Origin of the sequence: Paracoccus isoporae, assembly GCF_900101865.1 — a bacterium.
Taxonomy (GTDB): domain Bacteria; phylum Pseudomonadota; class Alphaproteobacteria; order Rhodobacterales; family Rhodobacteraceae; genus Paracoccus; species Paracoccus isoporae.
The window spans coordinates 71,618-96,164 of the sequence record NZ_FNAH01000009.1 but is presented as its reverse complement, the minus strand read 5'-3'; the positions used below and the strand labels follow the sequence as shown (position 1 = coordinate 96,164).

Sequence of the window (24,547 nt, the reverse complement as noted above, 5' to 3'; positions counted from 1 at the left end):
GCGCGGCCGCAGCGGGGCCGGGCGGGATTACTGCCTGGCGCCGGACCGGGGCGGAGGGCCCCAGACACCAATAAGGAGACGCTGATGAGCGAGACCAGGACCGCGGCGCCGGGCGCGCCCGGAGAGCTGAAGGCGGCATTGCTTGGGTTCGTCGATGAACTCAAGGGGTTCCGCCAGGATATCCAGACGAAACTCGATGCACAGGATCACCGCATGACCATGTTGGACCGCAAGACCGCCTTTCGCCCGCGCAGCCCGCTGGCCACCGAGCCGGCCGGGGAGGCGCCGGAGCGCAAGGCGTTTCATGCCTATCTGCGGCGCGGCGACGATGCCGCGCTGCGCGGCCCCGAGATCGAGGGCAAGGCGATGACCGCGGCGGCGCTGCCGGGCGTGGAGGCGGCGCCGCAACTGGCCGAGACGGTGCAATCGGCGCTGTCGGGGTCGGTCTCGCTCCGGGCGCTGTGCAATGTCGTGCAGGTGGAGTCGTCGGCTTACGAGGTGCTGGTGGATCGCGACGATCTGGGCACTGGCTGGGCGGGCGAGACCGAGGCGGTGGAGACCGACTCGCCCGGCATGGAAAAGATCACCATCCGTCTGCATGAGCTCTCTGCCATGCCGAAGGCGAGCCAGCGTCTGCTGGACGACGCCGCCTTCGACATCGAGGCCTGGCTGGCCGAGCGGATCGCGGACAAGTTCGCCCGCGCCGAAGCCCATGCCCTGCTGAACGGCGACGGGTTCGACAAGCCGGTGGGGCTGCTTCAGGCGGAGGTCGATGTCACCGGCGCAGGCGAGATCCACCGGCTGGGCGAGTTCGCCACCGGGGTGAGCGGCGGGTTTGCCGCGGCCAACCCGACCGAGGTGCTGATCGACATGGTCTATGCGCTGGATTCGCGGCACCGGGTCAATGCGCATTTCGTGATGAACTCCAAGACCGCATCGGTGATGCGCAAGCTGAAGGATGCAGACGGCCGCTTCGTCTGGGCCGACAGCCTGTCGGCGGGCCTGCCGGCGCGGCTGCTGGGGCATCCGGTGGTGCTGGCCGAGGAGATGCCGGATATCGCGCCGGATGCGCGGGCCATCCTGTTCGGGGATTTCAAGGCCGCCTACACCATCGCCGAACGTCCCGATCTGCGCATCCTTCGCGATCCGTTCTCGGCCAAGCCGAACGTGCTGTTCTATGCCACCAAGCGGATCGGCGGCGGGCTGGTCGACGGCCGCGCGATGAAGGTGCTGAAGTTCGGCGCCTGATCCGTCAGGTCGTCGAGGCCGCGCCGGCCGGCCCCCTGCCGGCTCAGCAACTGTCCGCGCATGCCTCGGGGCGCGCGGGCCGGCGCGGTTTTTCCCTGTGGACACGCGGCCAGACTGGCCCGGCTCGGACGGGAGGTTCGGGATGATACTAGTCGAGGAGACGACACCGGCGGATGCGGCGCTGCCGGTGGCGGAATTGCGGGCGCATCTGCGGCTCGGCTCCGGCTTCGCGCTGGAGGCGGGCGCGGCGGAGGACCGGGCGCTGGCCGGGTTCCTGCGCGCCGCCATCGCGATGATCGAGGGGCGGACCGGCAAGGTGCTGCTGCGCCGCGATTACCGGCTGCTGCTGGAGGGCTGGCGCGATCCGGCCTGCCAGCCCCTGCCGATGGCGCCGGTGGGCCGGGTGGCCGAGCTGGCCTTCGAGGCGCGCGACGGGGCGCGCCGCGCCGTGCCGCAGGCGGGCTGGCGGCTGGTCGAGGACGCGATGCGCCCCTGGATCGCGCCGCGGGGCGCGGTGCTGCCGTCGCCGCCGGAGGGCGGGCGGGTGCTGATCCGGTTCACCGCCGGGTTCGCGGATAACTGGACGGGCGTGCCGCCGGATCTGGCGCAGGCGGTGGTGATGCTGGCCACGCGCTATTACGAGGATCGCGGCGATGACGCGGCGCGGCTTGCCCTGCCGGTGGGGGTCAGCGCGCTGATCGAGCGGTGGCGGGCGGTGCGCGTGCTGTGCGGCCGGGGGGCGCGGTGATGGCGGTGCCGCGGCTGAACGTGCCGCTGACGCTGGAGACGGCGGAGCGGGAACCCGATGGCATGGGCGGGCAGCGCCTGGTCTGGCGCGCCTTGGGCGTCGTTTATGCGCAGATGCTGAGCGGGGCCGGGCGGCTGCGCGGGGCGCAGGCCGGCGCCGAAAGCCGCCTGGCCTGGCGGATCATCCTGCGCGCCGCCCCGCCGGGTGATCCGCGCCGCCCCGCGCCGGGCCAGAGGCTGCGCAGCGGTGCGCGCCTGTTCCGCATCGACGCGGTGGCGGAGGACGGGCCGGACGGGCGCTATCTGCGCATCAACGCTGTGGAGGAACCGGCATGAGCTATCGCGTCTCGGCGGCGCTGCAGGCGGCCGTCTATCGGAAATTGCGCGACGACGCGGAACTGGCCGCGCTGGTGGGGGACGCGGTGTTCGACGCGCTGCCCATCGCGCCGCCGGGTGGCGTTCATATCGCGATCGGGCCCGAGGAGGTGAGCGGGACGGCCGACAGCTCCGGCACGGTGTCGCGCCATGATTTCACCGTCTCGGTCCTGGCCGGGCGGGATGCGGCGACCGGGTTTGACGCGGTCAAGCGGGCCGCGATGGCGGTCAGCGCCGCGCTGGAGGATGCCGATCTGGCGATGGAGCGCGGCCGTCTGGCCGGTTTGTGGTTTCTGAAGGCCCGCGCGACGCGGGTGGAGCACAGCGCCGAGCGGCGGGTCGATCTGACCTTCCGGGCGCTGGTGGACCTGATCTGAGGAGAAAGTGACATGACGGTTCAAAACGGACGCGATCTGCTGATCAAGATGGATATGAGCGGTGCGGGACAGTTCGAGACGGTGGCCGGGCTGCGCGCCACGCGGCTGTCCTTCAACGCCGAGACGGTCGATGTGACCAGCCTGGAGAGCCAGGGCGGCTGGCGCGAGCTGCTTGGCGGGGCCGGGGTGCGCTCGGCCGCGCTGTCGGGCTCGGGCGTGTTCCGCGACGCGGCGACGGATGGGCGTGCGCGGCAGGTCTTCTTCGACGGCGAGGTGCCGCGCTGCCAGATCATCATCCCCGATTTCGGCATTGTCGAGGGACCTTTCCAGATCACCGCGCTGGAATATGCCGGCAGCCATAATGGCGAGGCGACCTATGAGCTGGCGCTGGCCAGTGCCGGGGCGCTGAGCTTCGTGGCGCTGTGATGGCCAATCCGATGCGCGGAGAGGTCGAGGTCACGCTGGACGGCGTGGCCCATCCGGCGCGGCTGACGCTGGGGGCATTGGCCGAGCTGGAGGCGGAATTGCAGGCCGCGTCGCTGATCGCGCTCGCCGAGCGGTTCGAGGCGGGGCGGTTCTCGGCCGCGGATGTGCTGGCGGTGCTGGTGGCCGGGCTGCGCGGGGCGGGCTGGAACGGGGACCGGGCCGTGCTGATGCGGGTCGAGATCGGCGGCGGGCCGGTGGGTGCTGCGCAGGCGGCGGCGCGGCTGCTGCACCTGGCCTTCGCGCTGCCGGAGTGAGCCGGGTGGCGGCGGAGCGGGCGGGGCAGGCTGGGCTGGACTGGCCGGGGCTGATGCGCGCCGGGATGCGGCATTTGCGGCTGACGCCGGACCAGTTCTGGGCGCTGACCCCGGCCGAGCTGGCGCTGATGCTGGGCACGGCGCCGGGCGGCAGGCCGATGACGCGGGCGCGGCTGGCGGCGCTGGCGCGGGACTGGCCGGATGAACATGCAATGGCGGGGGATGATGACGATGACGGACAGGGTGATGCCGGACACGGGGCGGCAGGATGACCCGGACGGGCAGATCGACAAGGCGGCCCGGATGACCGCGGCCTTCACGGCGGAGCTGGGCCGGATGCAGAAGCAGATGTGGCTGACCGGGCGCGAGGTTGACGGCTTCGCCCGCGGCATCCGCAGCGCCTTGGGTCGGGCCTTCGACGGAATGGTGCTGGACGGGCTGAGCCTGCGCGATGCGATGGGCGGGGTGGCGCGCGGCATGGCCGATACCGCCTATGGGATTGCCACCAAACTGGTGAAGCAGGCCCTGGCGGGGGTTCTGGCGCAGGGCGTGAACCAGCTCATGTCGGGGGCGATGCCGGCGGCGGCGCAGCAGGGGGCCACGCCTTTCGCCGCCGGTGCCGCATTCTCGCAGGGTCGGGTCGCGGCTTTCGCGAAAGGAGGGATTGTCACCAGCCCCACCCGGTTTCCCATGCGCGGCGGTGTCGGGCTGATGGGGGAGGCCGGGCCGGAGGCGATCATGCCGCTGTCGCGCGGCGCGGATGGACGGTTGGGCGTGGCCGCGACGGGCGGTGGCGCCGCGGCGCGGCCGGTGAATGTCTCGATCACCGTCAACACCCCCGACGTGGCCGGGTTCGCCCGCAGCCAGAGCCAGATTGCTGCGCACATGGGCCGGGCGCTCGCGCGCGGGCAGCGCAACCTGTGAGGTATAGCCATGTTCCACGAGATCCGATTTCCAGCCAATCTGTCCTTCGGCTCGGTCGGCGGGCCGGAGCGGCGCACCGAGATCGTCGCGCTGAGCAGCGGGCATGAGGAGCGCAACACCCCCTGGGCGCATTCGCGGCGCCATTACGATGCCGGGATCGGGCTGCGCTCGCTGGACGACATCGCCGCGCTGATCGCGTTTTTCGAGGCGCGGGGCGGGCAGTTGCACGGGTTCCGCTGGAAGGACTGGGCGGATTTCAAGAGCTGCGCACCAAGCGGCGCGCCGGAGTTCCGCGACCAGGTCATTGGCCATGGCGACGGGGCGCGCACGCAGTTCCGGCTGCGGCGGCGCTATGCCTCGGGACCGGCGGCCTATCTGCGCCCGATCGCCAAGCCGGTCGAGGGCACGGTGCGGGTCGGGGTGGGCGGCATCGAGCTGCGCGAGGGGCCGGATTACCGCGTTGATACGGCCACCGGCATCGTGACGCTGAGCGAGCCGCCGGGGCAGGATGCAGCGGTTACGGCGGGATTCGAGTTCGATGTGCCGGTGCGGTTCGACACGGACCGGATCGCGGTCTCGGTGGCCTCGTTCCAGGCGGGCGACATGCCGCAGGTGCCGGTGGTGGAGCTGCGGATATGACGGTCACGACATTGGCGCGGGCCTGGGCGGTGACGCGGGCGGACGGGGTGGTGCTGGGCTTCACCGATCACGATACGGCGCTGTCCTTCGCGGGGATCAGTTTCCGGCCGCAGGCGGGGATGGAGGCGCAGGCGGTGGTGCAGGGGGCCGGGCTCGCGGTGGATAACAGCGAGGCCATCGGCGCGCTGAGCGACGCGGCGATCGACGAGGCCGACATCATCGCCGGACGCTGGGATGGGGCGGAGATACGGCTGTGGGAGGTGGATTGGGCCGATCCGGCCGCGCATCGGCTGGTGTTTCGCGGCTCGCTGGGCGAGGTGACGCGGGCGGGCGGGGCCTTCCGCGCCGAGCTGCGCGGCCTGTCCGAGGCGCTGAACCGGCCGGTGGGCCGGGTCTATCACCCGCGATGCAGCGCGGTGCTGGGCGATGGCGCCTGCAAGGCCGATCTGTCGCGGCCGGGGCTGTCGGGCGAGGCGCGGATCGAGCAGGTCTCTGGCGCGCGGCTGGTTCTGTCGGGGCTGCATGGCCGTGACGACCGCTGGTTCGAGCGCGGCACGCTGCGCATCACCTCCGGCGCGGCGTCGGGGATCGCGGGGCATATCAAGAATGACCGCGCCCGGCCCGAGGGGCGGCGCGAGGTCGATCTGTGGGCGGCGCCGGGGATCCTGCCTTCGCCGGGGGACGCCGTCAGGCTGGAGGTGGGCTGCGACAAATCCGCATCACAGTGCCGGTTGAAATTCGGCAATTTCGCCAATTTCCGCGGGTTTCCGCATCTGCCGCAGGAGGACTGGCTGCTGGCGCCCGGCGCGCCGCAGCCGCGGCGGGCGGAGGCGCAGCCCAGCTTTCAGCCCGCCGAAGACCCCGAGCCGGGAGAGGCGGGGGCGGGCGCATGACCCCGCGCGAGGCCGAGATCCTGCGCCTTGCGCGGGGCTGGATCGGCACGCCTTATCAGCATCAGGCCTCCCGTCGCGGGACGGGCTGCGATTGCCTAGGGCTGATCCGGGGGATCTGGCGCGGGCTTTATGGCGATGAGCCGGAGGCGGCACCGAACTACACCCCGGATTGGGGCGAATATAGCGGGGACGAGACTCTGTTGTCCGGGGCCGCGCGTCATCTGTTGCCCGCGCCGGGTCCGATGAGGGCGGCCGATGTGCTGCTGTTCCGGATGCGGCCGGGCGGGGTCGCGAAACATCTGGGCGTGGTCTCCGCCATCGGGGCCGCGCCCGCGTTCATTCATGCCTATGACCGGCACGGCGTCGTGGAAAGCCCGCTTTCCGCGCCCTGGCGGCGGCGGATCGCGGCGCGGTTCCGCTTTCCCGACTGAAAGGAGTCCTCATGGCGACGATCCTGTTATCCGCGGCTGGTGCCTCGCTGGGTGCGGGGGTCGGTGGAACTGTGCTGGGGCTGGGCGGCGCGGTGATCGGCCGCGCGGTCGGCGCGACGGTCGGGCGGGTCATCGATCAGCGCCTGCTGGGGGTCGGCGCGCAGGCGGTGGAGACGGGCCGGATCGACCGGCTGCGGCTTCAGGGCGCGGGCGAGGGCGCGCCGATTGCGCGGCTCTGGGGGCAGATGCGGCTGCCGGGGCATGTGATCTGGGCCGGACCCTTGACCGAGACCTCATCGCGGCAGGGCGGCGGCAAGGGGGCGGGGCCACGGGTGACGCAGATCTCCTATCGACTCAGCTTCGCGCTGGCGCTGTGCGAAGGGCCGATCCTGGGCGTCGGGCGGGTCTGGGCCGATGGCGAGGAGATTCCGCCCGGCGATCTGAACATGCGGGTCTATCACGGTGGTGAGGCGCAGCTTGCCGATCCCTGCATCGTCGCGCATGAGGGCGAGGCCGCGCCGGCCTATCGCGGCACCGCCTATGTCGTGCTGGAGGAGCTGGAGCTGGACCGCTGGGGCAACCGGCTGCCGCAGCTGAGCTTCGAGGTGACGCGCGAGGCGCGCTCGGGCGGCGGGCTGTCGCGGCTGGTGGAGGCGGTGGCGCTGATCCCCGGCACCGGGGAGTATTCGCTGGCGACCACCCCGGTCAGCTATGATCTGGGGCTGGGCGCGCGGCAGGCGGCCAACAGTGCGACGCCGCTGGCCGCGACGGATTTCGCGGCGTCGATGGACAGTCTGGGACGCGAATTGCCGCGTGTCGGCTCGGTCTCGCTGATCGTGTCCTGGTTCGGGGATGATCTGCGCGTGGGGCAGTGCCGATTGCGCCCGAAGGTCGAGGATGGGAGCCGCGACGGCGCCGAGATGGCGTGGCGCGCGGGCGGCATCGCGCGCGAGGCAGCGCAGGAGGTGGCGCGGGTGAATGATCGGCCGATTTATGGCGGCACACCCGCCGATGCCTCGGTCATCGAGGCGCTGCGCGCGATCGCCGCCTCGGGGCGCAGGGCGGTGTTCTATCCGTTCATCCTGATGGAGCAGCTGGCCGGGAATGGCCGGACCGATCCCTGGACGGGCGCGGCAGATCAGCCGGTGATGCCGTGGCGGGGCCGGATCACCGCCGAGATCGCGCCGGGGCGTGACGGCTCGCCCGATGGCACGGCCCAGAACAGCGCGGCGGTGCGGCGGTTCTTTGGCCAGGCGGCGCGCGGGGATTTCCGGGTCGAGGGTGAGGAGGTGCATTATGACGGGCCGGAGGAATGGTCCTATCGCCGTTTCATCCTGCATTACGCGCATCTCTGTGCCGTGGCGGGCGGGATTGACGCGTTTCTGATCGGATCGGAGATGCGCGGGCTGACCCAGCTTCGCGGGCCGGGCGATCATTTCGTGGCGGTCGAGGAGTTGCGCCGGCTCGCGGCGGATGTACGCGCGATCCTGGGGCCCGGGGTGAAGATCAGCTATGCTGCCGACTGGTCGGAATATTTCGGCTATCACCCCGGCGGGGGCGAGGCGTTCTACAATCTCGACCCGCTCTGGGCCGACAGAAATGTCGATTTCATCGGCATCGACAATTACATGCCGCTGTCGGATTGGCGCGAGGGCGAGGATCACGCCGACGCGCATTGGGGCCGGATCGACGCGCCCGGCTATCTGGAGGCGAATGTCGCGGGGGGCGAGGGGTATGACTGGTACTACGCCGATCCCGCCCATCGCGCGGCGCAGATCCGCACGCCGATCACCGATGGGGCGCATGGCGAGCCCTGGGTCTGGCGCTACAAGGATCTGGCGAATTGGTGGGGGCGGAGCCATCACGAGCGGATCGGGGGCGCGCGGATGGCGACGCCCACCGCCTGGGTGCCGCGCTCCAAGCCGATCTGGTTCACCGAGATGGGGTGCGCGGCGCTCGACAAGGGGACCAACCAGCCCAACAAGTTCCTGGACGCGATGAGCTCGGAATCGCGCCTGCCGCATTATTCGACCGGGCGGCGCGACGATGCGGTGCAGGCGGCCTATGTGGCGGCGATGACCCGCTATTGGGGCGACCCGGCGCATAATCCGGTGGGGCTTTATGGCGGGCGGATGGTGGACATGGCGCGGGCGCATGTCTGGTGCTGGGATGCGCGGCCCTATCCGGCCTTTCCCGGCCGCGACGATCTGTGGTCGGACGGACCGGCCTGGGACCGGGGGCATTGGCTGAACGGGCGGGCGGGCGCGGTGCCGCTGGGGGCGGTGGTGGCGGATCTGTGCCATGCGGCGGGGCTGCGGGGTGCCGATGTCAGCGGGCTGTCCGGGGTGGTGCGCGGCTATGTCTCCGGGGCGGTGGATACGCCGCGGGCCAGCCTTCAGCCGCTGATGCTGGCCTACGGTTTCGATGCGGTGGAGCGCGATGGCAGGCTGGTCTTCCGGATGCGCGACGCCCGCATCGCTGCCGAGCTGACCGAGGATGATCTGGCCGAGGGCGCGGAGGGTGCACACGACACCGCGCGCGCCGCCGAGGCCGAGATCGGCGGGCGGGTCCGGCTGACCCATCTGGCGGCTGGGGGCTATGCCCCTTCGACCGTCGAGGCGGCGATGCCGGGTGACGGCGTGGCGGCGGTGACGGACAGCGAGATGCCGCTGCTGCTGACCGTACCGGAGGCGCGGGCGGTTGCCGAACGCTGGCTGGCCGAGGCGCGGCTGGGACGGGAGACGATCCGGTTTGCCCTGCCGCCGTCGCGCGCGGGGCTCGGGCCGGGCGACGTGGTGTCGCTGCGCCGGCGCGGCGATGACGCTGCGCGCCGCTGGCGCATCGACCGGGTGGAGCGGGCCGGCGCGATCACCGTCGAGGCGGTGCTGACCGAGCCGGGGATCTATCGCCCCGCCGACCACATGGAGGGGGGCCTCGCCGTGCCGCGCTACCGCCCGCCGATGCCGGTCTGGCCGGTGATCCTGGATTTGCCGCTGATGGCCGGAAGCGAGGTGCCGCATGCGCCCCATATCGCGGTGGCGGCCACCCCCTGGCCCGGCTCGGTCGCGATATATGGATCGGCCAGCCGGGACAGCGATTTCCGCCTGAACCGGGTGCTGCCGCGGGGCGCGATGGTCGGGCTGACGGAGAGCCCGCTTCGCCGCGCGCGGCATGGGCTGATCGACCGGGGCGCGGGTCTGCGGGTGCGATTTGCCTCGGGCGGGCTGTCTGGCGTGGCGATGGAGCGGCTGCTGCGTGGCGCGAACCTGATCGCGATCGGCGACGGCACGGCAAATGGCTGGGAGATCCTGCAATTCGCCCGTGCCGAGCCGCTTTCGCCGGGCCTGTGGTCGCTGCGCGAGCGGCTTCGCGGGCAGTTCGGCACCGATGCGCTGATCCCGGCGGTTTGGCCCGCGGGCTCGCTGGTGGTGGTGCTGGACGGGGCGGTCAGGCAACTGGACATGGCGCCGGAGGAGCTGGGGCTGATGCGGCACTGGCGGATCGGGCCTGCATCGCGCCCGGCGGATGATCCGCGTTACCGGTTGCGCAGCACGCAGAGCTTCGGGGCCGGGTTGCGCCCCTATGCGCCCTGCCATCTGCGGCTGGATGGCGCGCGGCTGAGCTGGGTGCGGCGGACGCGGGTGAACGGGGACCGCTGGGATCTGGCCGAGGTGCCGCTGGGGGAGACGCGGGAGGAATATCTGGTCCGGGTCGAGACCGGGGGCGCGCTGCGCGATTTCACCTGCGACCGGCCCTGGCTGGATCTGCCGGCGGAGATGGCCGCTGCCGCCGGGCAGGGCGGGTTGGTCGTGCGGGTTGCGCAGATCTCGGACCGCTACGGGCATGGATCTTTCGTCAAGAGGAGCTTCTGATGAGCAACGACACCACATCGCGCCTGTCCCTGCCGCTATTGCAGGCGGCGCAGGCGCAGAAACATGTCACCGTGAACGAGGCGATGGCGCGGCTTGACGGGCTGGTCAATCTGGTGCTGGTGAGCGTGACCCGGCCCCAGCCGCCGGAGGCGGTGGCCGACGGCGCCTGCTACGGCGTGCCGGAGGGCGCGGGCGGGGACTGGGCCGGCCAGGCGGGTCAGATCGCCGTCGCGTCGAACGGCGGCTGGGTGTTCACCAGGCCGCAGGCCGGGATGCGCGGCTTCATCGCCGATCGCGGGGTCACCGCCATCCATGACGGCGGAGACTGGGTCGCCGGGGCGGTGACGCTTGGCGGGTTCGGATCGGCGCTTGCCGCCCGCACCGCCGAGGCCGAAGTCGAGATCGCTGCCGGCGCGCGCATGACCACCTCGCTGGTCCTGCCTGCGGCGGGCATGGTCATCGGGGTGACCGCGCGGGTGACGGAGGCGATCACCGGCTCGCTCAGCGGCTGGCAGATGGGGACGGATGGCGCGTTCGACCGGTTCGGATCGGGCCTGGGCCTTCCGGCGGGAAGCTGGGCGCGGGGGATGCTGTCGCAGCCCTTTACCTACTGGTCGCCCGCGCCGATCATGCTGAGCGCGACCGGGGGCGCCTTTGCCGGGGGGCGGCTGCGCATCGCCGCGCATTGGCTGGAGCTGACATTGCCGCGCTGACGGGTTTCGCATGGCGCGGCATTGCGGTAGCTTGACGTCAAAAGGAGACCGCCATGAACCGTCCCGCGACACCCCAACCCGCTGCCGCGTCTGCGCCGCTGTCCGGCGTGGCATTATGGGCGCAGATCTGCACCGAGGCGCGCGCGGCGATCCAGACCGAGCCGCTTCTGGGGGCGCTGATCCATGGCGGGCTGCTGCATCACGACAACCTGCAATCCGCCCTGGCCTATCGCTTCGCGCTGAAGCTGAATTCGGGCGAGATGTCCGAGCAGCTTCTGCGCGAAATCGCGGATTCCGCCTATGCGCAGCGCCCCGAGTTGGTCTCCGCCGCCGAGGCCGATCTGCGTGCCGTTTACGAGCGTGACCCGGCCACGCACCGGATGATCCAGCCGCTGCTGTTCTTCAAGGGGTTCCAGGCGTTGCAGGCCTACCGGATCGGGCATTGGCTGTGGACCGAGGGACGCCGCGACATGGCCTATTTCGTGCAGATGCGCTGCTCGGAAGCGTTCGGGGTGGATATTCACCCCGCAGCACGGGTCGGACAGGGGGTGATGATGGATCATGCCCATTCCATCGTGATCGGGGAGACCGCGGTGGTCGGTGACAATGTCTCGATGCTGCATTCGGTGACGCTTGGCGGGACCGGCAAGGCCGATGGCGACCGGCATCCCAAGATCGGCAATGGCGTGCTGATCGGGGCGGGCGCGAAGGTTTTGGGCAATATCACCGTCGGGCGGTGCAGCCGGATCGCGGCGGGCTCGGTCGTCTTGCAGGACGTGCCGCCCTGCAAGACCGTGGCCGGGGTCCCCGCACAGCTTGTCGGCGATGCGGGCTGCACCGATCCGGCCTTTGCGATGGATCACCTGATTGAGGTGACCGGGATCGAAGGCGAGGATGGCGGCTAGAGCGAGGCCACCCAGCCCGGGACGATCTCAGTCGCCGGGCCGGTCAGATGTTCCTGAAAATCGCTGCTGACCGCCGAGCGGTCGAGATTGAGTTCCACGCAATGCGCCCGGAACTGCCGCGCCATCCGCACGAAGCCGGCGGCGGGATAGACATTGCCGGAGGTGCCGATGGCAGCGAACAGGTCGGCCCGTTCCAGCTCCTCGGTGATGTCGTCCAGATCATAGGGCATTTCCCCGAACCAGACGACATCGGGCCGCGCGCTGCGGCTGCCGCAATCCGGGCAGGCGGTCGTCACATCCATCACCGCCGGGCTTGGCCAGCGATGCCCGCAGGCGGCGCAGAGCGCGCGGTTGAGCCGCCCATGCATGTGGATCACGTAAGGCGCGCCGCCGCGTTCGTGCAGATCGTCGACATTCTGGGTGACCAGCGTGACGTCATGCTTGCGGGCGAGATCCGCGAGTGCACGATGCGCGGCGTTGGGCTGCGCCGCGGCGGCCGCCGCCCGGCGGGCATTGTAGAAGCGATGGACGAGGGCCGGATCACGGGCATAGGCCTCGGGCGTGGCGACATCTTCGAGACGATGTTCCTCCCACAGCCCATCCTCGGCGCGGAAGGTGCGCAAGCCGCTTTCGGCCGAGATCCCCGCCCCGGTCAGGACGGTGATGCGCATGTCAGCGGCAATAGGCCTCGGCCGCGCCGGCAAAGCGCTTGTAACGGGCCCAGAAGGCGTTGTCGCGGTCGCTTTTCGACATGCGGACCACCTGCGCCTCATGCGGGTCGCGGAAGAAGCGCGCGGCGCGGCGCTGATCGGCGCGCGACAGCGTCTGGTTGGCCACCTGCTGCACGCAGCTGCACAGCGCCGTCTGCCGTGCGCCGCGGTCGGACCGCACGCAGGCATTGTCGATCGGCCCGGCCATGGCCAGCGGCGTGGTCAGAACGATCGCGGCTGCGGCGATAATCAATCGGTTCATCTCTGTCTCCTCGGGTCTGCCTGTTTCGCCTTTGCGGCGTGTTTTGGGGGCGGCGGCGAGCGCCTGCCCCGATCCGGCCAGACTAGCAAGAAAGCCCGAATCGCTCAATCGCCGGGCGCGGGGCAGGAGTCGCGCAGCGCCGCCGGGCGGGGGGGCATATCTTGTGTCGCCACGGATCAGGCCGGGCGCGGGTCGTAGCCGGCGTCGCGAATCACCTGCCGGGCGCGGTCCGGGTCCAGCCCTTCGACCGTGACTTCATGCGTTTCGAGCGAGACCTGCGCCGTGCCGCCGGCCCCGGCGACGGCCTGTTCGATGGTGGTCTTGCAGTGAGTGCAGCTCATGTCGGGAACGTGCAGCTTCATCGAATCCTCCCAGTCAAATGCCGCCAGCATGGCGGGGCGGGCGGGATGGGGCAAGGGCGGGATCGGGCAGGGTTGCGGCCGGATCAGATCACCCGGAAGAGGTCCACGTCGATCATGCCGTGATCGGTGATCTTGAGATGCGGGATCACCGGCAGCGCGAGAAAGGCCAGTTGCAGGAATGGTTCGTGCAGCACGATACCCAGATCCTGCGCCGCGCGGCGCAGATCCGTGAGCGCATCATGCACCGTCTCGAAGGGCGCCGCGCTCATCAGACCGGCGATTTCCAGCGGCAGTTCGGCCCGCACCGCGCCGCCCTCCACCACGACGAAGCCGCCGCCCATCTGTGCCAGGCGTTCCGCCGCGCGGGTCATGTCGGCGTAATCCATGCCGACAAGGGCGATATTGTGGTGGTCATGGCAGACGGTGGAGCCGATGGCGCCGCGCTGCATTCCGAAGCCGCGCACGACCCCATTGGCGATATTGCCGTTCTGCCCATGCCGCTCGATAATGGTGATGCGGGCGAGGTCGCGGGCCGGATCGGGGCGGCGGTCGCCATCCGTCGTTGCGATATCCTCGCGCAGATGATCGGTGAGGATGCGGCCCGGCTGGATGCCGATGACCGGGGTGTCGCCGGAGCCGGGCAGGCGGAAATCATCGGGCGAGAGCGGCGGCAGATGGACCGATCCGAGGCCGACCGGCGCGGGGGGCGGGCGATCCGCGAAGGCCTGCGCATCGACCGGCACCCCGCCGCAGATGACCTGCCGCACGCTGCATTGCGTCACATCCTCCAGCACGACGATATCGGCGCGGCGGCCCGGCGCGATCTGGCCGCGATCCTTCAGCCCGAAAGCCTCGGCCGCCGACAGGGAGGCGGCGCGATAGACCGCGAGCGGGTCGCAGCCATGCGCGATCAGGCGGCGGATCATGCTGTCGAGATGGCCCTCCTCGGCAATGTCGAGCGGGTTGCGGTCATCGGTGCACAGGCAGATATAGGGTGCGGTGACGGGCGTCAGCACCGGCGCGAGCGCGTCGAGATCCTTGGACACCGAGCCTTCGCGGATCAGGATGCGCATCCCTTTTTGCAGTTTCTCCGCCGCCTCGGCCGCCGTCGTCGCCTCATGCTCGGTGCGGATTCCCGCGGCGAGATAGGCGTTCAGATCGCGCCCCGACAGCAGCGGCGCATGGCCGTCGATATGGCGGCCGGCAAAGGCGCGCAGCTTGTCCATGCAGCCGGGATCGCGGTGGATGACGCCGGGGTAGTTCATGAATTCCGCCAGACCGATCACCGACGGGTGATCCGCAAGCGCGCTCAGCGCCGCGGCGTCGAGCGCGGCCCCCGATGTCTCCATCGCGGTCGACGGCACGCAGGAGGACAGGTTCACGCGCAGATCCATCAGCATCGTCTCGGCCGCCTGCTGGAAATAGCGCACCCCGGCCGCGCCGGTGACATTTGCGATCTCATGGGGGTCGCAGATCGCGGTGGTGATGCCGCGCGGGGTCACGCAGCGGTCGAATTCGGCGGGCGTGATGCAGGAGCTTTCGATATGCAGATGCGTGTCGATGAAGCCGGGCACGAGGATCGCGCCGGTGACGTCGATCTCTGCCCGCCCGTCATAGGCCGCGCCGATGCCCACGATCATGTCGCCGCAGATCGCCACGTCGCCCGCGATGCGCGCGCCGCTGGCCATGCACCAGACCGTGCCGCCTTTCAGCACCAGATCGGCGGGGGCGTCGCCGCGCCCCTGCGCGATGCGGGTTTCGAGATCGGGTCGGGCGCTGTCTGGCATCGGTTTTCTCCTGCATTGCCGCGATGATCGGCTGCGCGGCGGGCGGAGTAAAGCCCGGCGCACGCGGGCTCTTCCAGCGGGTCGCGCGGGGCTGTATACGCGCTCCATGACCGAGCTTAACCTGATCCGCAATTTCTCCATCGTGGCGCATATCGACCACGGCAAATCCACGCTGGCCGACCGGCTGATCCAACTGACCGGCACGGTGGCCGAGCGGGACATGAAGGCGCAGATGCTGGATGCGATGGATATCGAGCGGGAACGCGGCATCACAATCAAGGCGAACACGGTGCGGATTTCCTATCCGGCGCAAGACGGGCAGACCTATGTGCTCAACCTGATCGACACGCCCGGCCATGTCGATTTCGCCTATGAGGTCAGCCGGTCGATGCGCGCGGTCGAGGGGTCTCTGCTGGTGGTCGATGCTACGCAGGGGGTCGAGGCGCAGACGCTGGCCAATGTCTATCAGGCCATCGACGCGGATCACGAGATCGTGCCGGTGCTGAACAAGATCGACCTGCCCGCCGCCGAGCCGGACCGGGTGAAGGAGCAGATCGAGGATGTGATCGGCATCGACGCATCGGAGGCCGTGCCGATTTCCGCCAAGACCGGCCTCGGCATCCCCGATGTGCTGGAGGCGATTGTCACGCGCCTGCCCGCGCCGACCGGCGACCGGGACGCGGCGCTGAAGGCGATGCTGGTCGATAGCTGGTATGACCCTTATCTGGGCGTCGTGGTGATGATCCGGGTCATGGACGGGGTCATCCGCAAGGGCGATCAGGTCAAGATGATGCAGACCGGGGCGAGCTACAGGCTCGACAAGCTGGCGGTTCTGACGCCGGCGATGAAGGATATTGCGGAACTCGGGCCGGGCGAGATCGGGGTCTTTACGGCCTCGATCAAGCAGGTGCGCGACACCCGCGTCGGTGACACGATCACCCATGAGAAGAAGCCCACCGACAGGCCGCTGGCCGGGTTCAAGCCCGCGCAGCCCGTGGTGTTCTGCGGCCTCTTCCCGGTCGATGCGAATGATTTCGAGGCGCTGCGCGACGCCATCGAGAAGCTGGCGCTGAACGATGCGTCCTTCAGCTATGAGATGGAGACCTCGGCCGCGCTCGGCTTCGGGTTCCGCTGCGGCTTCCTGGGGCTGTTGCATCTGGAGGTGATCCGCGACCGGCTGGAACGCGAATATGATCTGGATCTCATCACCACCGCGCCTTCGGTCGTGTTCCGCCTGCATATGCGCGACGGCGAGGTGATCGAGTTGCACAACCCCGCCGACATGCCCGATCTGACCCTGGTCGATCATATCGAGGAGCCGCGCATCAAGGCCACGATCATGGTGCCGGACGAATACCTGGGCGATGTGCTGAAGCTGTGTCAGGACCGGCGCGGGATCCAGATGGATCTGACCTATGCCGGTAGTCGTGCCATGGTGGTCTATGACCTGCCGCTGGCCGAGGTGGTGTTCGATTTCTACGACCGGCTGAAATCGGTGACCAAGGGTTATGCAAGTTTCGACTACCAGATAAGCGAATATCGCGAGGATTACCTCGTGAAGATGTCGATCCTGGTGAATGACGAGCCGGTCGATGCGCTGTCCATCATGGTCCATCGCGACCGCGCCGAGGCGCGCGGCCGGGTGATGGTCGAGAAGCTGAAAGAGCTGATCCCGCGCCATATGTTCAAGATCCCGATCCAGGCCGCCATCGGGTCGCGGGTGATCGCCCGCGAAACGCTGAGTGCCATGCGCAAGGATGTGACCGCGAAATGCTATGGCGGGGACGCGACGCGCAAGAAGAAGCTGCTGGAAAAGCAGAAGGCCGGCAAGAAGAAGATGCGGCAATTCGGCAAGGTCGAAATCCCGCAGACGGCGTTCATTCAGGCGTTGAAGATGGATAGCTGAGGCGGCGGGCGCGGCCCCGCGCCGCGCCTGTCATTCCATCGCTTCGCCCGCGTCGGATGATCGGCGCGGTCGCGTCATGCTGGCCGCGGACCGCGCCTGACGTCATGACGATCTGCACGGCGTCTCGGGTCAGCCGATGCGGCCCGACCCGGCCGGTGGCTGGCATTGCCCTGTCGCTGTCGCGGCGCCTTTGTCCGCCCCTCCCTCAGCTTATCGGCTCCCCGCGGCGGCTTGGATGACTTTCGGGCGGGCTGCCGGCGCGGTTGTCCTGTTGTAACGTCGCGTTATACCTGCAAATGCTATGGAAAGTGCCTGGTTGCGGGGTTCCGCGCTGGACAAAACTGACATATATGCCAAATCAAAGCCTATCGAATCGTTAGAGTTTGGTTCCCAGTACACCGCGTCCATGCAGGCTTTGCTTATTTGCGATTAGCGTTCGGGGGGGAACCAGTTGGCGTTCATTTCTGAAATTCATTATCAGAACACCTACTCCAACAATAGCGGCGTGGCGGAGTATGTCGAGGTTGCGCTGACCACGGCCGAAGTCGAGGCGATGCAGGCCGGGGATCTGACCTTCACCATCTCGACCTATGAGCAGAATGGCAGCCTGGCGCAGGTCTTCGTGCTGGACCCGGACGATGTCGTTGTGGACCCGGTGACCGGCGTGCCGACCATTCTGGTCCCGGCGGCGCTCTCCGGCCCGGCGGCCACCTCGGAGCCGGAGGCGGTGGCGCTGACCCGCAGCGAGGGCGGCGGTCCCGAACAGGTCATCAGCTTCTACGATATCGCGCCTGCAAACGGCACGATCGAGGCGGACGGCGGTCCCGCCAACGGCGCGACGGCTGAACTGCTCCCTGCCAGCAATAACGGCCAGAGCATCCAGTTCGACCGGGCTGGCAACCGGATCGACGGCAAAGTGACGCCGAACCAGGCGGTGTGTTTCGCTGCCGGCACGCGGATCGAGACGGCCTCGGGCGAGGTGGCGATCGAGGATCTGTCGGCAGGCGCGATGGTGCGCACCCGCGATCACGGATTGCAGCGCCTGAGCTGGATCGGACGGCAGCATCTGGATGACGCAGCACTGCACCGCGCGCCGCATCTGCGCCCGGTGCGCATCCGCGCGGGATCGCTGGGCGACGGGCTGCCGTCGCGGGATCTGGTCGTCAGCCCGCAGCATCGCATTCTGGTCAACTCGAAAATTGCGCAGCGCATGTTCGGCGCGGCGGAGGTCCTGGTCGCGGCCAAGCAGCTTTGCGGGATAGGCGGGATCGGGATCGACATGCAGGCGCGCGGCGTCACCTATTACCACATGCTGTTCCGCCGCCACGAGATCGTGTTCTCCAACGGTGCGGAGACGGAGAGCCTGTTCACCGGGCCGGAGGCGCTTGCCTCGGTCGGGACGGCCGCGCGGGACGAGATCGCCGCCCTTTTCCCCGAAATCACCCGTCCCGATTTCAACCCGCGCCCGGCCCGCCCGCTGGTCCCCGGCGCGCGCGGCAGGCGGCTGGCGGCGCGCCATGTCCGCAACAGCCGCCCGTTGCTGATGTCGTGACGCCCAGCCTTCGGGCGGTGTCTGCATGGTGGACGGCGCGGCCTGCCTCGCCGCCCTGCCGGATGTGCAAACGGCGGCCCTCGCGGGGCCGCCGGTCAGAGGCGTGGATGGCGGTGCGGGATCACAGCCCGCTTTGCACTTCCTGGCTTTCGGTGGTGATCGCCTCGCCGGCGCTCTGCATGTCGCGGCCCGCGCCCTGGATGGTCTCGCAGGCGGTCAGCGCCAGCAGCGCAAGGGCGGGGACGATCAGACGGACACTCTTCATCGGGATACTCCTGCTGTGTTGCGGGGCGCCAACGCGACCGCAGGGGCGGGGGTTTCCGCCGATGGGCGGCCGCCGCGCTCAGTCGCGCCAGATCAGCAGCGCGGGGCGGCAGTAATTGACCGAGGCCATGGCGAGCGAGACCGAGCCGTCATCCGGCCCGGCGCCGAAATGGGACGGGCCCGTGCCCTCGGCCTTCAGATCGGGGTTCAGGGTGAAGGTGATGCCCTGTCCCGCGCCGCGCGGCTCGGGCGAGGCGCGCCAGATCCGTGTCTTGCCGGGCAGGCCCAGGGCGCGGCGGGCGAAATCGCCGGCCGCGCACCAGTAATCGGTCGCATCATGCAGGGGCGCATAGGCGACGGAGATCTCGGTCGGGCCGGTCTGAGCCGCGACCATGCCGTTCTTGGCGGTAAAGCCCGCGGCCTGCGCGGCCGGTAGCGCCGCCAGCAGGGCGAGGCTCAGCAGGGTCGCAGTCCGTGCCATCGGGCAGCCCTATCGCTTGTTGCGGGTGGTGGACGGGAACCACATGCCCATCCAGGCATCCAGCCAGAGCTGCTGCCATTCCTTCATCATCTGCGTCTGCGCCTTGCTCATCTCGGCCATCATCTGGCCGCGTGCGGCGCCGGTCATGCTGTTGGCGGCGGACAGCCAGGCGCTCATCCAGGGGTTTTTCAACGCTCTCTCCTCAACGAAGGTTAAAGACCATCAATGCGGCGGGGGGCGGCCGGGTTCCGAAGCCGCACGCGCGGCGCGGCACCTGCGCGGACCGATCAGCCGGGACAGTCGCCCATCGCAGTGGCGAACTCGGTGTCGGTTGCCTGCAGAGACCCGCGCTCGATCCGGATCGGGCGATAGGGCGGGGTGGCCTGATTGGCGGGCTGCACCATGCTGAGCGCGTAGCAGCCGATGAAGACGGTCCGGCTGCCATCCCTGCCCGTGGCGCGGATCGCGACCGGGACCGAGAAGCGCAAGGTGCCCGCCGCGCCGTCGCTTTCGGTCGGGCCAAGCCGCAGCTCGACCTGCGCCGTGTCGGCATAGCCGTCGCGGAAGCGCTCAAAGGGCGGGGCGGCGCCGGGTGCGAAATAGCTCCAGCCCCGCAGATATTCGCCCCGGTCGATGGCATTATAGAGCGAGGTGACGACGCGGGCGGCAGAGGAACGGTCGTCGATGAAGTCATCACTCTGTGCGGTCGCGGCGGGGGGCGCGGCGATCAAAACGAGGCAAAGGAGGGTGCGGCGGAGGGTCATGTCGGTCCGGTCTGGTGGCGAGGTTACGGGAGACCGGGCCTGTTGGACCGGCCGGGCGGCGCGGTGGGATGCTACATGTCCATTTCCATGTCCATGTCCTGCGCGGCGGCGGCGGCCTCCTGCGCGACCTCTTCTTCATGCAGCGCGGTTGCCACTTCGGCGGCCTGCTGGATCTCCATCGCCGCCTGCGCCGCGCTGTAATCACGCGCGAGCTTGTCGATCTGCTCTGCCTTCTCGCGCGGCAGCAGCACGGCCAGCTCGCCATCTTCCTGCAGCATATACTCGATGCCGGGATCGGCGAGATCGAGCATCACCGGCACGGCAGACATGGCGCCGAACACCTCCCAATCGGCCGAGATCGTGGCATTGCCCGCGGCGATTTCGTCGTAGCGCGGCGGGGCGATCTGCCCGCGCGGCTCGTATCCGGTCTGGCCTGCGGCCATATCCGCGACTTCGGTGTAGATCGGGGCGAGGCGCAGATCCTCGCGGGTGAAGCTGTGCACCCGCCTGATCCCGTCGGGCGGGCAGCTTTCGCCGCGCTTGACGAAGTCGTTCATATTCTCGGTCCCGGTGTCGCCATTGCAGTAGCGGAAATTATGCCCGTCATCGCCGATATCGGCGGGGCTGATGCGCGTGCCCTTGACCGGCATGTTGCGATCCTTGTGCGACCAGACGATGGGCGCGAGCGTCGCGGTCTCTGTCGCGGCGCCGGTCTGGGCCCATGCCGGCGCGGTGGCCGCCATTTGCGCGGCCGCGATCAGCGCGCCTGCGGCGAGTTGGCCAGGATCAATTCGTCGCGGCGGGGCAGGCGGATGGTCCATCTTAATTGCTCCCTCAGAACATGGCGGGCGATCAGGAAATGCTGGGTGTCGTTGGATTCGAGATAGTAGAGCCCCCAGCAGAGGCGCAGCGCGTCTTTCGGCGCGGCGCCCTGGCAGGCGTCGATATCGGCATGGCTGCCCGACAATTCGGCCAGGCCGGGGATGGATGCGGTCTCGGGCGCGGGCGCGATCTGGACCCAGTCGAGCGCCGGAAGATAGGCGCGCGCCGTGTTGCGCCCGATGTTCCAGGACAGGCACAGAAACAGCACCGACATGGCGGCGAGCACGCCGAAGCTGATCTGGGCGAGGCCAGGCGGGCGGGTGTGCCGCGCGCGGCGGCCGTGATCCTCGATCAGGCACTGGATGGCCCTGGCGGCGGTGACGATGAAGGCGGCGAAACCTGCGATGCGCAGCGCATAGCTGGCCCATCCGGGATCGCTGCCGCCGAAGATGCTGGCATAGACCGAGACGGATTGCGCCAGCACGTCCTCGAATCCCAGCCCCATCTCGCCCATGCGGATGCCGTAGAAGTCGTAATAGGCCGAGGAATAGACATAGCCGGTCAGATAGAAGATCGCCGTGACCGCCGCGACGAGCAGCGCATCGACCAGTTTCGCGAACATATACCATCCCCCGCGGACCGGCCCGGCGGGTGCGGGTTGCCTGGCGGCAATGCCCGTCACACGGCGGTCAGTCAGCCAAGTTTCGACTTTTCTTCCATGATCTTAGCAGAATCGCGGCCGCCCGGCACCATCCGAATGAACGGGGCGGTGCCGACTGCGTGGCGGGGTCGCTCAGCCGAGGAACCCGGCCACCGCCTCGCCCACCTCTTTCGGCTTCTCGGCATGGATCCAGTGTCCGCAGCCGTCCAGATAGCGCAGCTCCGCCTGCGGGAAATAGCGGCGGATCGCATCTGCGGCGGGGCCTTCGGCGGCGTAATCCGAGGCCGCGCCGGCCAGAAACAGGGCCGGTCCGTCGAACGCGCCGGGGTTCAGCCCGTCGGGCCAGCCGGTCAGGCTGGACATCTGGTCGGACAGCACGTCGAGATTGAGCTTCCATTCCGGCGGATCGGCCTTCAGGTCGAGGCTTTGCAGCAGAAACGCCCGCACGCCGGGATCGTCGATCTCGGCCGCCAGCCGCTTGTCGGCGTCGGAGCGCAGCTTGAGACCGGTCAGATCCATTCCCTGCATGGCGTCGATATATTCCTGCTGGCTGTGGCTGTAGGTCACGGGCGCGATGTCCATCACCACCAGCCGCCGCACCAGTTCGGGGCGGCTCAGCGCCAGGGTCATCGCGGCCTTGCCGCCCATGGAATGGCCGACCACATCCGCCACCCCTCCGTGCGCCTCGATCACCCGGGCCAGATCGCCGGCAAGCGCGGGATAGGAATGGTCCGGGTCATGCGGCGAATCGCCGTGATTGCGCATATCGACCGAAATGACCTGGCGGGCATCATCCAGCCGCCGGGCCAGCCCGCCCAGATTGCGCGCCTGGCCGAACAGACCATGCACGAGGAGGACGGGCGGGGCGTCGCCGGGGCTGCCGGAGATGATCGTGTTCAGCTTCATTCCGGCACTCTAGCCGCTCTGGCAGGGCTGTGCCAGCCGGGCTATGCTGCGCCGCAGGAGGTGCCGCATGACGCCACTGAACGTGAGAAGCTGGGCCGAGGAGGTCGCGGTGCTGATGGCCACGCGGCTGGGGGGCGTGCGCCGGGGCGAGAGCTATGATCTGGGGGTGATGATCCGCCGCCGGGGCGGGGCGCTGCCGCGCAAGCTGCTGAAACAGGCCGAGACGCTGCGCGACGCCGAGCGGGTCACGAACGCGCCCAAGATCGCCCGGCAGACCGATTTCGGTGATGCCGCCCAGGCCCATGCCGACCTGGTCGCCTATCTGAAACCCTTCGGGCGGGTGACGCGGATGCAGGAACGGGCGACGAATTTCGCCGCCTCGGTGCTGTTTGGGCTGCTGGTTCTGGGCATCGTGATCGTCTGGGTTCTGGTCTGGCAGGGCTTCGTCTGACCGCCACGCGGCCGTGATCCGGCCCGGCTTTGCTTTGCCGCCGGTTTCGGCTAGAAGCCGCGCTTGCAGAGGAACCCGATCATGGCCGAACCCAAGAAGCTTTTCATCAAGACCTATGGCTGTCAGATGAATGTCTATGACAGCGCGCGCATGGCCGAGGCGATGGGCGCGGATGGCTATGTGCTGACCGAGGATCAGGCGCAGGCCGACATGGTGCTGCTGAACACCTGCCATATCCGGGAAAAGGCGGCGGAGAAGCTGTATTCCGATCTGGGCCGGCTGAAGCCGGTGAAGGCCGAGAAACCCGATCTGAAGATCGCCGTGGCGGGCTGCGTGGCGCAGGCCGAGGGCGAGGAGATCGTGAACCGGATGCCGCTGGTGGATCTGGTCGTCGGCCCGCAAAGCTATCACAAGCTGCCCGCCATGGCGCGTGGCGAAGGCCCGCGCGTGCTGACCGAGTTCCCCGAGGAAGACAAGTTCGACCATCTGCCGAAAGCCCGCGCCACCCGCCGCGCGCCGACGGCGTTTCTGACCGTGCAGGAAGGCTGCGACAAGTTCTGCGCCTTCTGCGTGGTGCCCTATACGCGCGGCGCCGAGGTCTCGCGCCCGGTGGACCGCATCCTGGCCGAGGCGCGTGATCTGGTCGGAAGGGGCGTGCGCGAGATCACGCTGCTGGGGCAGAACGTCAACGGCTGGCACGGGGCCGGGCCGGATGGACGCGAATGGCAGTTCGGCCGGCTGATCCGCGCCATTGCCGAGATCGACGGGCTGGACCGCATCCGCTACACGACCAGCCATCCCAATGACATGACCGACGATCTGATCGCGGCGCATGGCGATGAGCCGAAGCTGATGCCCTATCTGCATCTGCCGGTGCAATCCGGCAGCGACCGCGTGCTCAAGGCGATGAACCGCAAGCACACGGCGGATGCGTATCTGCGCCTGATCGACCGCATTCGCGCGGCGCGGCCCGATATCATGCTGACCTCGGATTTCATTGCCGGTTTCCCCGGCGAGACGGATCAGGACCACCGCGACACGCTGCGGCTGATCGAGGCGGTCGGTTACGGCAGCGCCTTCAGCTTCAAATACTCGGCCCGCCCCGGCACCCCCGCTGCAGGGCGCGAAGAGGTGCCGTCGGAGGTCGCCGATGCGCGGTTGCAGGAATTGCAGGCGCTGCTGAGCCGTCAGCAGAAGGCGGCGCAGCAATCGATGGTGGGTCGCCGCCTCGGCGTGCTGTTCGAGAAAAAGGGCCGCGAGGCCGGGCAGATGGTCGGCAAATCCGATTACCTGCATTCGGTCTTTGTCGCGGCGCCGGAGGCGAAAATCGGGGAACTGGTCGAGGTGGAGATCACCCATTCCGCGCCCAACTCGCTGGCAGGCAGGCTGGTCTGATGCCGGTCTGGATGTGGCTGGCAGGCGCGGTGGGGCTGGAGGTCGTGGGCACCACGGCGCTGCAGCAATCGGCGCAATTCACCCGCACCGGCCCTACCGTGCTGATGGCGGTCTGCTATGGGCTCAGCTTCTATGCGCTGTCGGTCGTGGTGCAGTCCATGCCGGTCGGCGTGATGTATGCGGTCTGGTCGGGGGCGGGGATCGCGCTGATTTCGCTGATCGGCTGGGCGTTCCTGGGTCAGCGTCTGGATGGCCCGGCGGTGATCGGCATCGGGCTGATCGCCGCCGGGGTCATTGTCATCAACCTGTTCTCGCGCGCCAACCCGCATTGAGACGGCGCGTCCCGCCCCGCTCTGCCCC

Annotated in this window: 30 protein-coding genes; 19 read left to right on the top strand and 11 right to left on the bottom strand. The window is 69.1% G+C overall.

Annotation, left to right across the window (positions count from 1 at the left end; all coding sequences use genetic code 11):
• The first annotated feature begins 84 nt into the window (after positions 1-84).
• The 14 genes from BLT73_RS13705 to cysE all read left to right on the top strand — a co-directional run bounded on the left by BLT73_RS13705 (position 85) and on the right by cysE (position 11,864).
• Entirely contained in the window at positions 85-1,248 is a 1,164-nt protein-coding gene (locus tag BLT73_RS13705) for a phage major capsid protein (protein WP_090524719.1), read from the top strand.
• A 142-nt stretch (positions 1,249-1,390) separates the two neighbouring features.
• Positions 1,391-1,996, top strand: a complete 606-nt coding sequence (locus BLT73_RS13700) for a head-tail connector protein (protein ID WP_090524717.1) — start codon at positions 1,391-1,393, stop codon at positions 1,994-1,996.
• On the top strand, positions 1,996-2,331 hold the full coding sequence (locus BLT73_RS13695; protein WP_090524786.1) for a head-tail adaptor protein: 336 nt from the start codon (positions 1,996-1,998) through the stop codon (positions 2,329-2,331). The genes BLT73_RS13700 and BLT73_RS13695 overlap by 1 nt, the downstream gene beginning before the upstream one ends.
• A complete protein-coding gene (locus BLT73_RS13690) occupies positions 2,328-2,747 on the top strand; it encodes a DUF3168 domain-containing protein (protein WP_090524716.1) in 420 nt (139 codons plus the stop codon). The genes BLT73_RS13695 and BLT73_RS13690 overlap by 4 nt, the downstream gene beginning before the upstream one ends.
• 12 nt (positions 2,748-2,759) lie before the next feature.
• A complete protein-coding gene (locus BLT73_RS13685; protein WP_090524714.1) occupies positions 2,760-3,173 on the top strand; it encodes a phage major tail protein, TP901-1 family in 414 nt (137 codons plus the stop codon).
• A complete protein-coding gene (locus BLT73_RS13680; RefSeq protein WP_090524711.1) occupies positions 3,173-3,487 on the top strand; it encodes a gene transfer agent family protein in 315 nt (104 codons plus the stop codon). The genes BLT73_RS13685 and BLT73_RS13680 overlap by 1 nt, the downstream gene beginning before the upstream one ends.
• Positions 3,488-3,492: 5 nt before the next feature.
• Positions 3,493-3,759 (top strand): rcc01693 family protein, encoded by a 267-nt coding sequence (locus BLT73_RS13675; protein WP_342705175.1) that lies wholly within the window; start codon positions 3,493-3,495, stop codon positions 3,757-3,759.
• A complete protein-coding gene (locus BLT73_RS13670; RefSeq protein ID WP_425438826.1) occupies positions 3,713-4,411 on the top strand; it encodes a phage tail tape measure protein in 699 nt (232 codons plus the stop codon). The genes BLT73_RS13675 and BLT73_RS13670 overlap by 47 nt, the downstream gene beginning before the upstream one ends.
• 9 nt (positions 4,412-4,420) lie before the next feature.
• Positions 4,421-5,050, top strand: a complete 630-nt coding sequence (locus BLT73_RS13665; protein ID WP_090524707.1) for a DUF2460 domain-containing protein — start codon at positions 4,421-4,423, stop codon at positions 5,048-5,050.
• Positions 5,047-5,943, top strand: a complete 897-nt coding sequence (locus BLT73_RS13660; RefSeq protein ID WP_090524705.1) for a DUF2163 domain-containing protein — start codon at positions 5,047-5,049, stop codon at positions 5,941-5,943. The genes BLT73_RS13665 and BLT73_RS13660 overlap by 4 nt, the downstream gene beginning before the upstream one ends.
• A complete protein-coding gene (locus BLT73_RS13655) occupies positions 5,940-6,374 on the top strand; it encodes a C40 family peptidase (RefSeq protein ID WP_090524703.1) in 435 nt (144 codons plus the stop codon). The genes BLT73_RS13660 and BLT73_RS13655 overlap by 4 nt, the downstream gene beginning before the upstream one ends.
• Before the next feature lie 11 nt (positions 6,375-6,385).
• Complete coding sequence (locus BLT73_RS13650; RefSeq protein ID WP_090524701.1) at positions 6,386-10,246, top strand: baseplate multidomain protein megatron; 3,861 nt, start codon at positions 6,386-6,388, stop codon at positions 10,244-10,246.
• Positions 10,246-10,959: a DUF2793 domain-containing protein gene (locus tag BLT73_RS13645; RefSeq protein ID WP_090524699.1), complete on the top strand. Its 714-nt coding sequence runs from the start codon at positions 10,246-10,248 to the stop codon at positions 10,957-10,959. Before BLT73_RS13650 ends, BLT73_RS13645 begins: the two co-directional genes overlap by 1 nt.
• Before the next feature lie 53 nt (positions 10,960-11,012).
• Positions 11,013-11,864, top strand: a complete 852-nt coding sequence (cysE, locus tag BLT73_RS13640) for a serine O-acetyltransferase (RefSeq protein ID WP_090524697.1) — start codon at positions 11,013-11,015, stop codon at positions 11,862-11,864.
• Here the strand turns inward: cysE and BLT73_RS13635 are convergent.
• From BLT73_RS13635 to ade, 4 genes are all read right to left on the bottom strand, one after another.
• Positions 11,861-12,535, bottom strand: a complete 675-nt coding sequence (locus BLT73_RS13635; RefSeq protein WP_090524695.1) for an NAD-dependent deacylase — start codon at positions 12,533-12,535, stop codon at positions 11,861-11,863. The two genes, cysE and BLT73_RS13635, sit on opposite strands and share 4 nt — an antisense overlap.
• Position 12,536: 1 nt before the next feature.
• The gene (locus BLT73_RS13630) at positions 12,537-12,836 is read right to left on the bottom strand and encodes a hypothetical protein (protein WP_090524693.1); all 300 of its coding nucleotides are present in this window, start codon (positions 12,834-12,836) and stop codon (positions 12,537-12,539) included.
• Between the two features lie 176 nt (positions 12,837-13,012).
• A complete protein-coding gene (locus BLT73_RS13625) occupies positions 13,013-13,198 on the bottom strand; it encodes a heavy-metal-associated domain-containing protein (RefSeq protein ID WP_090524782.1) in 186 nt (61 codons plus the stop codon).
• Between the two features lie 83 nt (positions 13,199-13,281).
• Positions 13,282-14,985, bottom strand: coding sequence for an adenine deaminase (ade, locus tag BLT73_RS13620; protein ID WP_090524691.1), 1,704 nt, complete (start codon positions 14,983-14,985; stop codon positions 13,282-13,284).
• Between the two features lie 106 nt (positions 14,986-15,091).
• On the opposite strand from ade, the gene lepA reads away from it, so the two are divergent.
• Positions 15,092-16,891 (top strand): translation elongation factor 4, encoded by a 1,800-nt coding sequence (lepA, locus tag BLT73_RS13615; RefSeq protein ID WP_090524689.1) that lies wholly within the window; start codon positions 15,092-15,094, stop codon positions 16,889-16,891.
• A 451-nt stretch (positions 16,892-17,342) separates the two neighbouring features.
• Positions 17,343-18,443: a Hint domain-containing protein gene (locus BLT73_RS13610; RefSeq protein ID WP_245727334.1), complete on the top strand. Its 1,101-nt coding sequence runs from the start codon at positions 17,343-17,345 to the stop codon at positions 18,441-18,443.
• Positions 18,444-18,564: 121 nt separating this feature from the next.
• Here the strand turns inward: BLT73_RS13610 and BLT73_RS13605 are convergent, their stop codons facing one another.
• The 7 genes from BLT73_RS13605 to BLT73_RS13580 all read right to left on the bottom strand — a co-directional run bounded on the left by BLT73_RS13605 (position 18,565) and on the right by BLT73_RS13580 (position 22,341).
• Positions 18,565-18,708: an entericidin A/B family lipoprotein gene (locus tag BLT73_RS13605; protein ID WP_090524687.1), complete on the bottom strand. Its 144-nt coding sequence runs from the start codon at positions 18,706-18,708 to the stop codon at positions 18,565-18,567.
• A gap of 78 nt (positions 18,709-18,786) precedes the next feature.
• A complete protein-coding gene (locus BLT73_RS13600; protein ID WP_090524685.1) occupies positions 18,787-19,188 on the bottom strand; it encodes a hypothetical protein in 402 nt (133 codons plus the stop codon).
• A gap of 9 nt (positions 19,189-19,197) precedes the next feature.
• Positions 19,198-19,365, bottom strand: coding sequence for a hypothetical protein (locus BLT73_RS17360; RefSeq protein ID WP_176805104.1), 168 nt, complete (start codon positions 19,363-19,365; stop codon positions 19,198-19,200).
• A gap of 110 nt (positions 19,366-19,475) precedes the next feature.
• Entirely contained in the window at positions 19,476-19,952 is a 477-nt protein-coding gene (locus BLT73_RS17355; RefSeq protein WP_176805102.1) for a hypothetical protein, read from the bottom strand.
• Between the two features lie 71 nt (positions 19,953-20,023).
• Entirely contained in the window at positions 20,024-20,773 is a 750-nt protein-coding gene (locus BLT73_RS17350) for a hypothetical protein (protein ID WP_176805100.1), read from the bottom strand.
• Positions 20,710-21,396, bottom strand: a complete 687-nt coding sequence (locus BLT73_RS13585; protein WP_090524679.1) for a hypothetical protein — start codon at positions 21,394-21,396, stop codon at positions 20,710-20,712. The genes BLT73_RS17350 and BLT73_RS13585 overlap by 64 nt, the downstream gene beginning before the upstream one ends.
• A gap of 171 nt (positions 21,397-21,567) precedes the next feature.
• Entirely contained in the window at positions 21,568-22,341 is a 774-nt protein-coding gene (locus tag BLT73_RS13580) for an alpha/beta fold hydrolase (protein WP_090524677.1), read from the bottom strand.
• Between the two features lie 67 nt (positions 22,342-22,408).
• Between BLT73_RS13580 and BLT73_RS13575 the strand changes: the two genes are divergently transcribed.
• The 3 genes from BLT73_RS13575 to BLT73_RS13565 all read left to right on the top strand — a co-directional run bounded on the left by BLT73_RS13575 (position 22,409) and on the right by BLT73_RS13565 (position 24,519).
• Positions 22,409-22,792 (top strand): hypothetical protein, encoded by a 384-nt coding sequence (locus BLT73_RS13575; protein ID WP_090524675.1) that lies wholly within the window; start codon positions 22,409-22,411, stop codon positions 22,790-22,792.
• Between the two features lie 81 nt (positions 22,793-22,873).
• On the top strand, positions 22,874-24,187 hold the full coding sequence (gene miaB, locus BLT73_RS13570; RefSeq protein WP_090524673.1) for a tRNA (N6-isopentenyl adenosine(37)-C2)-methylthiotransferase MiaB: 1,314 nt from the start codon (positions 22,874-22,876) through the stop codon (positions 24,185-24,187).
• Positions 24,187-24,519: a DMT family transporter gene (locus tag BLT73_RS13565; protein ID WP_090524672.1), complete on the top strand. Its 333-nt coding sequence runs from the start codon at positions 24,187-24,189 to the stop codon at positions 24,517-24,519. The genes miaB and BLT73_RS13565 overlap by 1 nt, the downstream gene beginning before the upstream one ends.
• Positions 24,520-24,547 lie beyond the last annotated feature (28 nt).

Coding starts and splice junctions, on each gene's coding strand:
- BLT73_RS13705 (WP_090524719.1), top strand. CDS start 85: ATGAGCGAGACCAGGACCGCGGCGCCGGGCGCGCCCGGAGAGCTGAAG.
- BLT73_RS13700 (WP_090524717.1), top strand. CDS start 1,391: ATGATACTAGTCGAGGAGACGACACCGGCGGATGCGGCGCTGCCGGTG.
- BLT73_RS13695 (WP_090524786.1), top strand. CDS start 1,996: ATGGCGGTGCCGCGGCTGAACGTGCCGCTGACGCTGGAGACGGCGGAG.
- BLT73_RS13690 (WP_090524716.1), top strand. CDS start 2,328: ATGAGCTATCGCGTCTCGGCGGCGCTGCAGGCGGCCGTCTATCGGAAA.
- BLT73_RS13685 (WP_090524714.1), top strand. CDS start 2,760: ATGACGGTTCAAAACGGACGCGATCTGCTGATCAAGATGGATATGAGC.
- BLT73_RS13680 (WP_090524711.1), top strand. CDS start 3,173: ATGGCCAATCCGATGCGCGGAGAGGTCGAGGTCACGCTGGACGGCGTG.
- BLT73_RS13670 (WP_425438826.1), top strand. CDS start 3,713: ATGACGATGACGGACAGGGTGATGCCGGACACGGGGCGGCAGGATGAC.
- BLT73_RS13665 (WP_090524707.1), top strand. CDS start 4,421: ATGTTCCACGAGATCCGATTTCCAGCCAATCTGTCCTTCGGCTCGGTC.
- BLT73_RS13660 (WP_090524705.1), top strand. CDS start 5,047: ATGACGGTCACGACATTGGCGCGGGCCTGGGCGGTGACGCGGGCGGAC.
- BLT73_RS13655 (WP_090524703.1), top strand. CDS start 5,940: ATGACCCCGCGCGAGGCCGAGATCCTGCGCCTTGCGCGGGGCTGGATC.
- BLT73_RS13650 (WP_090524701.1), top strand. CDS start 6,386: ATGGCGACGATCCTGTTATCCGCGGCTGGTGCCTCGCTGGGTGCGGGG.
- BLT73_RS13645 (WP_090524699.1), top strand. CDS start 10,246: ATGAGCAACGACACCACATCGCGCCTGTCCCTGCCGCTATTGCAGGCG.
- cysE (WP_090524697.1), top strand. CDS start 11,013: ATGAACCGTCCCGCGACACCCCAACCCGCTGCCGCGTCTGCGCCGCTG.
- BLT73_RS13635 (WP_090524695.1), bottom strand. CDS start 12,535: ATGCGCATCACCGTCCTGACCGGGGCGGGGATCTCGGCCGAAAGCGGC.
- BLT73_RS13630 (WP_090524693.1), bottom strand. CDS start 12,836: ATGAACCGATTGATTATCGCCGCAGCCGCGATCGTTCTGACCACGCCG.
- BLT73_RS13625 (WP_090524782.1), bottom strand. CDS start 13,198: ATGAAGCTGCACGTTCCCGACATGAGCTGCACTCACTGCAAGACCACC.
- ade (WP_090524691.1), bottom strand. CDS start 14,985: ATGCCAGACAGCGCCCGACCCGATCTCGAAACCCGCATCGCGCAGGGG.
- lepA (WP_090524689.1), top strand. CDS start 15,092: ATGACCGAGCTTAACCTGATCCGCAATTTCTCCATCGTGGCGCATATC.
- BLT73_RS13605 (WP_090524687.1), bottom strand. CDS start 18,708: ATGAAGAGTGTCCGTCTGATCGTCCCCGCCCTTGCGCTGCTGGCGCTG.
- BLT73_RS13600 (WP_090524685.1), bottom strand. CDS start 19,188: ATGGCACGGACTGCGACCCTGCTGAGCCTCGCCCTGCTGGCGGCGCTA.
- BLT73_RS17360 (WP_176805104.1), bottom strand. CDS start 19,365: ATGAGCGCCTGGCTGTCCGCCGCCAACAGCATGACCGGCGCCGCACGC.
- BLT73_RS17355 (WP_176805102.1), bottom strand. CDS start 19,952: ATGACCCTCCGCCGCACCCTCCTTTGCCTCGTTTTGATCGCCGCGCCC.
- BLT73_RS17350 (WP_176805100.1), bottom strand. CDS start 20,773: ATGGACCATCCGCCTGCCCCGCCGCGACGAATTGATCCTGGCCAACTC.
- BLT73_RS13585 (WP_090524679.1), bottom strand. CDS start 21,396: ATGTTCGCGAAACTGGTCGATGCGCTGCTCGTCGCGGCGGTCACGGCG.
- BLT73_RS13580 (WP_090524677.1), bottom strand. CDS start 22,341: ATGAAGCTGAACACGATCATCTCCGGCAGCCCCGGCGACGCCCCGCCC.
- BLT73_RS13575 (WP_090524675.1), top strand. CDS start 22,409: ATGACGCCACTGAACGTGAGAAGCTGGGCCGAGGAGGTCGCGGTGCTG.
- miaB (WP_090524673.1), top strand. CDS start 22,874: ATGGCCGAACCCAAGAAGCTTTTCATCAAGACCTATGGCTGTCAGATG.
- BLT73_RS13565 (WP_090524672.1), top strand. CDS start 24,187: ATGCCGGTCTGGATGTGGCTGGCAGGCGCGGTGGGGCTGGAGGTCGTG.